We start from the raw sequence: 6,789 nt of genomic DNA on the forward strand, positions 1-6,789 counted from the left end.
TTGCCATGAAGCTCGTTCGCTATGGCGCGCCCGGCGCCGAACGCCCCGGCCTGATCGACGTTGACGGCCGCATCCGCGATCTCTCCGCGCATGTGACCGACATTGCGGGCGAGGTGCTGACGCCGGAAGGCCTCGCCAAGCTCGCCACGATCGATCCCGCCAGCCTGCCGCCGGTCGAGGGCGATCCGCGCTTCGGCCCCTGTGTCGGCGGCGTCGGCAAGTTTCTCTGCATCGGCCTCAATTATTCGGACCATGCCGCCGAATCCGGCATGACCGTGCCGCCCGAGCCGGTGCTCTTCACCAAGGCGACCAGTGCCATCGTCGGCCCCAACGACGACGTCGCCATCCCGCGCGGCTCGGTGAAGACCGACTGGGAGGTTGAGCTCGGCATCGTCATCGGCAAGCCCGCCAAATATGTCAGCGAGGAAGAGGCCGAGGCCCATATCGCCGGCTATTGCCTCATCAACGACGTGTCGGAGCGCGAATATCAGCTCGAACGCCATGGCACCTGGGACAAGGGCAAGGGCTGCGACACCTTCGGCCCCATCGGCCCCTGGCTCGCCACGCGCGACGAGATCGCCGATCCCGACAATCTCAAGATGTGGCTGGAGGTGAACGGCCATCGCTATCAGGACGGCAACACCGCCACGATGGTCTACAAGCCGGCCTTCATCGTCCACTATCTGAGCCAGTTCATGACGCTGCACCCCGGCGACGTGATCTCCACCGGCACGCCTCCGGGCGTCGGCATGGGGCAGAAGCCGCCGGTCTATCTCAAGGCCGGCGACGTGATCGAACTCGGCATCGATGGGCTCGGAACGCAGCGGCAGAATGTCGTGGCCGATGCCTGACCGGCACGTGCTGCTGCTCGACCTCGTCGACGACGCGGACGCCATCGCCCGCTACGAGGCGTGGCACGCGGCGGGCGCACTGCCGCTCGCGATCGGGCGGAGCATCCGCGCGGCGGGGATCGAGGCGATGGATATCTATCGCGCCGGCACCCGCCTCGTGATGGTGATGGAGACGGGGCCGGACTTCGATCCCGTCGCCAAGGCCGAAGCCGATGCGGCCGATCCCGACGTGCAGGCGTGGGAGACGCTGATGGCCAGCGTCCAGCGGCCGATCCCGGCGGCGGGCGAGGGCGAGAAATGGGTCGCGGCGACGCGCATCTTCTCGCTATCCGAGCAGCCCTGACAAGAGCGCGGCCGGGGCGATCCCCGGCCGTCGCCTCAATAGCCGAGCGTCAGGCCCAGCGCGTAATATTTGGGCCCCGCATTGCCCTTGAGCGCCAGCTTCGGGAGCAGCGGCAGCGCCACCGTGCCATAGGGGCGGGTATGGTCGCCGCTGATGCGCACGCCCGCGCCGATCTTGGCGACCGCCGGGATCTGGTACGCCGCCTCGATCCGGCCATAGGCGCGAGTATAATCATTGGCGACCAGCACGCCGACGCCCGGCGTCAGGCTGAAGCCCGCCGTGCCGAAGCTGTAGCCCGCGCCCAGCTCGCCGCCCCAATGGCCGTCGGCGCGTGCGCCATAGGCCTCGCCGCCGATCCCGGCCGACGCGGCGGTGGCGCCGCCCAGCGCCAGCAGCGCGGCCAGCGCGATGGTTGATCCCTTCATCGATATTCCCCTTATGCATCAAGCTCCTGCTGCCTCGCGAGCTAGGTATCGGGCGATTGCACCAGGATGAACGGCGGGATGGACCGAGTCCCCGCTGCGGCGGACCGCTTGCGGAATGGCGTGACTGGGTGCTTTTGCTGCAATGCGACAAAAGAGGCTTGGACATTGCGCGCCGCGGCCCCAATGTGGGGCGGTATGGAAACCAACAAGATTCTGTTCGAGGCGATCGCCCTGCATAAATGCGTGGTGGCGACCTACAACCGCATGGTCGTGACCCTTGCCCCGCATATTCTCTACACGCGGCATGACGAGCTGTTCACCGACGCCGTCACCCTTGAGCGCGACGGCCAGCCGCCACGCGAGCTGAAGCTCGGCACCTTCAAGCTGGCCGGACTCAAGGATCTGGCCCTGTCGCCGGATCGCCAGTTCACGCGTAGCGAGCTGTTCGAGGCGCAGGACCCGAAATATGAAGGCGTCACCCTGTTCGCGGTCGAGGCGGGCCAGTAACAATCGCTAATATTCATTGAACTTGGGCAATCCGCGCATATCGCGGTTTCCGCCCACGTTGACGCCTCCCTACGGCCAGGGAGGTTGTCATGGGATTTCGTTCGAAGGCGTTGGGTGGCTCGCTGCTGCTGGTGTCGCTGGTGGCGCTGAGCGGGTGTGAATCGTCGGGCGGCACGCATGTCGCCGGCATCGGCGCCAGTGCGCCGCCGGCCAGCGGTGGTGGTTCGGGCGGCGGCGATCTGGGAGCGCTCCCGATCGGCTCGATCACCGGCAGCGGTGGCGTGGGCGGCACCGGGTTGCTCGCCAATGTCGGCACTGCCGGGCAGACTTCGCCGCTCGCCCCCGTGCTCGTGACGGCGGGCAACGCCGCGCTCGGCCTGGACGGCCCGCTGTCCGGCGTGGTGAGCACGGTCAACGGAGCGGCACCGGCGCTGGCGCCAGTGACCAACTCGCTCACCCAGACTGTCAGCAATCTTGGTAATGCGCTGAACGGTGCCGCGACCGGCAAGGTGCCGCTGGTCGACGGCGTGACCCAGTCGGTGTCGCCGGTGGTGACGCTGGCGCTGGGCAACGGCAACCTGCTGGGCGGCAACGGCCCGTCGCTGATCAGCCTCGGTGCCGGCCAGGGTGCCGCAAACAATGGCACGCTGCTGAACCTCAACCTTGCCAGCACCACGCAGGTGCCGGGTGCGGGCGCCCTGCTTGGTGGCGCGAGTGCGGGCGGCGTGGTGTCGGGGCTCACCAGCCTGCCGGGCGTCAGCACGGTGCAATCGGTGGTGACGGCGGCGTTGCCGGGCGTGACGACCGGCGTGCTGGGCGCCCTGCCGTCGGCATCGGCGGGCGGACTCGTCGGCGGGCTGCCGGTGGTCGGGAGCGTGCTCGGAAGCCTGCCCGTGACGGGTTCGACGACAGGTGGCCTGCCCGTCGTGGGTTCCGTTCTCGGCGGCGCGGGGGCGGCCGGCGGGACGACGACGGCGCTGCTGACGCCGGTCACGAACCTTGTCGGCGGTGCCACTTCGGCGCTGGGCGGCGGAACGGCGGGAGCCCCGCTCGGCGCCGTCACCGGAACGGTCACCGGCCTTCTGGGGGGCCTGAAACACTAATCCATCCTGGCGTGGGCGGGCTGCGGCCCGCCCCTTCTCTTTTCGCGATGGTGCCATGCTGAAATTCTTCTGCGCCGCGCTGCTGGCGGGGGGAGCAGGGTCTGCTTACGCGCAGATCGTGCCCGGCAGCCCGGCCGGTCTTCTGATCGACCAGGGGCGGATCGACCGCCTCCCGTCGCAGACGCCGCCTCCCATGGTTCAGCCTTCGAATGCGGTGCCGGACCACGTCACCTCGGTCGACAAGGGCGTGGGCGACCATGCCGTGGCGATCCGCGGCGTACGCTTCGACGGCAGCGAGGTGCCTGAGCGGGTGGGCGAAGCGGCACGGTCCTTCCTCGGCCGCCCGGCGACCGCCGAGACGCTGGGCCAGCTCGCCAATGCGATGTCGACCGCCTACGGCAAGTCGGCCGTCGCGCTCTACACGCTGGCCATCCCGGCACAGACCTTCGCGGGGGGCATCGTCCACGTCCGCGTGGCGGAGGGTTTCGTCGAACAGGCGATCGTCACCGGCGACATCACCCACAGCTCGGTGAAGCTGGTGCAGCAATATGCGGCGACGCTGGCCGCCGAGCGGCCTCTGCGTCGCGCCTCGCTGCAACGCTGCCTGTCGCTGATCCGCGACATTCCGGGGCTGACGGTCGACGTGAAGCTGCTGCGCGGCAGCCGGCCGGGCGCGGTGAAGCTGGTGCTGATCCTCAAGCAGAAGGCGCATGCCGTCTCGCTGAGCTTCGACAACCGCACGCAGGAAGGGCTGGCGCAGGGCGAGTTCAACGCCACGGGCAAGCTCTACGGCGCGCTGAGGCCGGGCGACGAGACCGACCTCAACCTCGCGACCGCCGCCAACTTCCGCAATTACGGCTATGCGGGGCTCACCCACTCCACCCCCATCGGGCACAACGGCACGCGCGCCAGCGTCTCGATCGCCCATCTCAACACCCGCGCGCGCCACACCCATCTGAAGGGCAATGCGGACATCCTGTCCTTCTCGATCAGCCATCCGCTGATCCGGTCCTACACGCGCAACCTGCTGCTGAGCCTGTCGATCGACGGCGTGAACAGCGACAATGCGGTGCTGGGCTCGCTTCTTTCGCGCGAGCGGACGCGGGCGGTGCGCGGCGCGGCGAGCTTCACCGATGTCGGCGCGAAGCACAGCCTTGCCGCATCGCTGACGGTCAGCCGGGGACTGGATATCGCCAATGCGGATACCGACCTCACCTTTGCGGACCCGCGCTTCATCAAGGTGAATGGACGCGTCTCGATGGATCGCGCGCTCGGCAAGCGCTTCGTGGCGCGGCTGGCGGGGGCGGGGCAGTGGGCGGATGACGCCTTGCCGGCCGTCGAGCGCTTCATTGTGGGCGGCGCGGATTTCGGCCGTGCCTATCCGGTGGCGCTGCTGGCGGGTGATCGGGGCGCTGCCGGCAGCGCGGAGCTGGCCTGGCGGCCGCCGCTTCCCAAGGCGTTCGCGCAGAGCGAACTCTACATTTTCGGCGACAAGGCCACGGTTCGCTATCTGGAGCGCGGGCCGTCCCCGGCTTCCGACTATGACATCGCGTCGGCGGGTGTCGGCGTGCGCGTGGCGTGGCTCCAGAAGGCGCAACTCGACCTTGAGGGCGCGCGGCGTCTTGAGCGGCCCTATGCGGGTTATGAGAAGGGGTGGCAGCTCAATGTTGCGTGGCGGCTGTCGCTGGGACGCTAGGATCGGCCATCCGGCCGACGCGCCCGGCGAAGACATATCCCGCATTGCGCGCGGACCTGAGCGGCAGCTCCATCTGCGCGCAGTCCCACACCTTGCGCCTGAGCTTGGAGATCAGCACGTCAAGCACGCGCTCCCGTTCCGCGCAGCCGTTGATGCCGGCGAGCAGCTCGGCCCGGCTACGGATGGCACCGGCGTTGCCGATCAGCAGCCCCAGCACGGTATATTCGCTGCGCGTCAGCCGCACCTCGCGCAGGTTGGGCGCGACCAGCACCCAGCGATCGGCCTCCAGCCGCCAGCGCCATGGCGCCTCGCCGGTGCGTGCCATGCCGAGCCTGGAAGGCGTGGCCCGGGTGGAGTTGCGCAGCACGGCGGTCAGTTCCCGCTCGTCGACCTGCGCGTCCAGCACATGATCCGCGCCCAGCGTGAGCGCCAGGATGCGCTGTTCGGCGGGCACGTCGGCCGCGATCACGATCAACTGGCTCGCCACGCGCTTGCGGATCTCGGCCAGCATCAGCATCGCTGCCGGATCGATCGCTTCGACCGCCACGATCACTACGTCGCCGACCAGCCGCACGCCGACGGCGGCCTCGGGCCGCTCGATCGCATGGTGGCGCAGGAAGAGGCGAGCCCGCGCCGCAGCCGGCGCGATGACCGCCGGCGAAGCGAGGCCAGCGATATGAACGAGGTCCGCCGACCGTTCCTCGCGGGGGACGATCGCGTTCATGACGGAAGCCTCCGCCTTGTCGTGCGGGCCGCCCCACGCGCCCCGGCTATCCCGTAATGGTTGCCCATCCCCACGTCCCGTCCCTTGCGTGACCGCGCCACGCCGAGTGTCCCGGTCGATGGCACGGCACGAATAACCTTAGCTAAATGCGGTAAATGACCCATTAAACCGCAAATCACCTCGGAATGACGGGGATAATCTTATAGTATATGTCCACAAATTCGACTTTAGTCGAAGGATGACAAGGTAAATTGATCGGCGGAATTAAGCGGCCGTTCTCCGATGGGGTTTGCCGGTGCGGAGCGGTCGCGCCGGACGGTCTCCCTCGCTATCTCTGGGCGCGAGAACGGTCTCGACGAAGGCGCGCGCGATGTCTGACGATGTATATTTCTACGATCCTGCTGAAGGACACGGCCTTGCCCATGATCCGTTCAAGGCGATCGTCGCCCCGAGGTTGATCGGCTGGATTTCCAGCCTGGACGGAAGGGGGCGGCCCAATCTTGCGCCCTATAGCTTCTTCGGCGCCTTCGCGAGCAACCCGGCGATGATCGGCTTTTGCAGCGAAGGCTATAAGGACAGCATCCGCAATATCGAGGAGACGGGCGAATTCGTCTGGAACCTGCCGAGCCATGCATTGGCCGAGCGGATGAACCGCAGCTCGGCGAGCGTCGCGCCCGATGTCGACGAATTTGCACTCGCCGGGCTGACGGCCGCAACCGGCCGCAACGTGCGCGTGCCGCATGTGGCGGAGGCGCCTGCGGCGCTGGAATGCAAGCTGACGCAGGTCGTGCGACTGACCGATCGCGATGGAGGCGTCATGGGCAACTGGCTGGCGTTGGGGCAAGTGGTCGGCGTGCATATCCGCCGCGAATTTCTCCGCGACGGCCGTTTCGACACCCATGCGGCCCAGCCGGTGATGCGTGCCGGCTATCGCGGCGACTATGCGCGGATCGGGGAGATGTTCGAGATGCTCCGTCCGGCGTGATTTCGCTGGAGAGGAATCGGCCGAAAGAGCGTTCTGCCGGTCGTTGGCGGGCTTCGGATGGATGATAACCCATTCATCTCGATAGGTTTTCGAAAAAAGAGGGTCGATTTCCAAAAAAGTTCATGACGAATCGTTGACGGGAGCGATCGGCCCCC

At 67.7% G+C, this 6,789-nt stretch carries 8 protein-coding genes; 6 read left to right on the forward strand and 2 right to left on the reverse strand.

The genetic code is table 11. The features are described 5' to 3' along the window. The first annotated feature begins 5 nt into the window (after window positions 1–5). On the forward strand, window positions 6–851 hold the full coding sequence (locus ST3T6A_RS0101245) for a fumarylacetoacetate hydrolase family protein (RefSeq protein WP_019831066.1): 846 nt from the start codon (window positions 6–8) through the stop codon (window positions 849–851). Beyond that, window positions 844–1,194, forward strand: coding sequence for an L-rhamnose mutarotase (locus tag ST3T6A_RS0101250; RefSeq protein ID WP_037537376.1), 351 nt, complete (start codon window positions 844–846; stop codon window positions 1,192–1,194). Before ST3T6A_RS0101245 ends, ST3T6A_RS0101250 begins: the two co-directional genes overlap by 8 nt. Before the next feature lie 35 nt (window positions 1,195–1,229). On the opposite strand, the gene ST3T6A_RS0101255 is transcribed toward ST3T6A_RS0101250, so the two are convergent. Next, window positions 1,230–1,619 (reverse strand): hypothetical protein, encoded by a 390-nt coding sequence (locus tag ST3T6A_RS0101255; protein WP_019831068.1) that lies wholly within the window; start codon window positions 1,617–1,619, stop codon window positions 1,230–1,232. Window positions 1,620–1,814: 195 nt separating this feature from the next. On the opposite strand from ST3T6A_RS0101255, the gene ST3T6A_RS0101260 reads away from it, so the two are divergent. The 3 genes from ST3T6A_RS0101260 (at window position 1,815) to ST3T6A_RS19030 (ending at window position 4,925) form a co-directional block, all read left to right on the forward strand. Further along, the gene (locus ST3T6A_RS0101260) at window positions 1,815–2,126 is read left to right on the forward strand and encodes a hypothetical protein (RefSeq protein ID WP_026359326.1); all 312 of its coding nucleotides are present in this window, start codon (window positions 1,815–1,817) and stop codon (window positions 2,124–2,126) included. Window positions 2,127–2,215: 89 nt separating this feature from the next. Then, the gene (locus tag ST3T6A_RS0101265) at window positions 2,216–3,229 is read left to right on the forward strand and encodes a hypothetical protein (RefSeq protein ID WP_019831070.1); all 1,014 of its coding nucleotides are present in this window, start codon (window positions 2,216–2,218) and stop codon (window positions 3,227–3,229) included. Window positions 3,230–3,284: 55 nt separating this feature from the next. Further along, a complete protein-coding gene (locus ST3T6A_RS19030) occupies window positions 3,285–4,925 on the forward strand; it encodes a ShlB/FhaC/HecB family hemolysin secretion/activation protein (protein ID WP_019831071.1) in 1,641 nt (546 codons plus the stop codon). Here ST3T6A_RS19030 and ST3T6A_RS0101275 read toward each other — a convergent pair. Next, the gene (locus tag ST3T6A_RS0101275) at window positions 4,891–5,649 is read right to left on the reverse strand and encodes a winged helix-turn-helix domain-containing protein (RefSeq protein ID WP_019831072.1); all 759 of its coding nucleotides are present in this window, start codon (window positions 5,647–5,649) and stop codon (window positions 4,891–4,893) included. The two genes, ST3T6A_RS19030 and ST3T6A_RS0101275, sit on opposite strands and share 35 nt — an antisense overlap. Before the next feature lie 370 nt (window positions 5,650–6,019). Here ST3T6A_RS0101275 and ST3T6A_RS0101280 point away from each other — a divergent pair, with 370 nt between their 5' ends. Beyond that, a complete protein-coding gene (locus ST3T6A_RS0101280) occupies window positions 6,020–6,634 on the forward strand; it encodes a flavin reductase family protein (protein WP_019831073.1) in 615 nt (204 codons plus the stop codon). The last annotated feature ends 155 nt before the right edge of the window (window positions 6,635–6,789 follow it).

The sequence above is a fragment of the Sphingomonas sp. PR090111-T3T-6A genome (assembly GCF_000383095.1).
Classification (GTDB): domain Bacteria; phylum Pseudomonadota; class Alphaproteobacteria; order Sphingomonadales; family Sphingomonadaceae; genus Solisphingomonas.

Excerpts from the sequence above, each read along its gene's own strand:
- ST3T6A_RS0101265 (WP_019831070.1), top strand. The coding sequence starts at position 2,216 with ATGGGATTTCGTTCGAAGGCGTTGGGTGGCTCGCTGCTGCTGGTGTCG.
- ST3T6A_RS0101280 (WP_019831073.1), top strand. The coding sequence starts at position 6,020 with ATGTCTGACGATGTATATTTCTACGATCCTGCTGAAGGACACGGCCTT.
- ST3T6A_RS0101245 (WP_019831066.1), top strand. The coding sequence starts at position 6 with ATGAAGCTCGTTCGCTATGGCGCGCCCGGCGCCGAACGCCCCGGCCTG.
- ST3T6A_RS0101255 (WP_019831068.1), bottom strand. The coding sequence starts at position 1,619 with ATGAAGGGATCAACCATCGCGCTGGCCGCGCTGCTGGCGCTGGGCGGC.
- ST3T6A_RS19030 (WP_019831071.1), top strand. The coding sequence starts at position 3,285 with ATGCTGAAATTCTTCTGCGCCGCGCTGCTGGCGGGGGGAGCAGGGTCT.
- ST3T6A_RS0101260 (WP_026359326.1), top strand. The coding sequence starts at position 1,815 with ATGGAAACCAACAAGATTCTGTTCGAGGCGATCGCCCTGCATAAATGC.
- ST3T6A_RS0101275 (WP_019831072.1), bottom strand. The coding sequence starts at position 5,649 with ATGAACGCGATCGTCCCCCGCGAGGAACGGTCGGCGGACCTCGTTCAT.
- ST3T6A_RS0101250 (WP_037537376.1), top strand. The coding sequence starts at position 844 with ATGCCTGACCGGCACGTGCTGCTGCTCGACCTCGTCGACGACGCGGAC.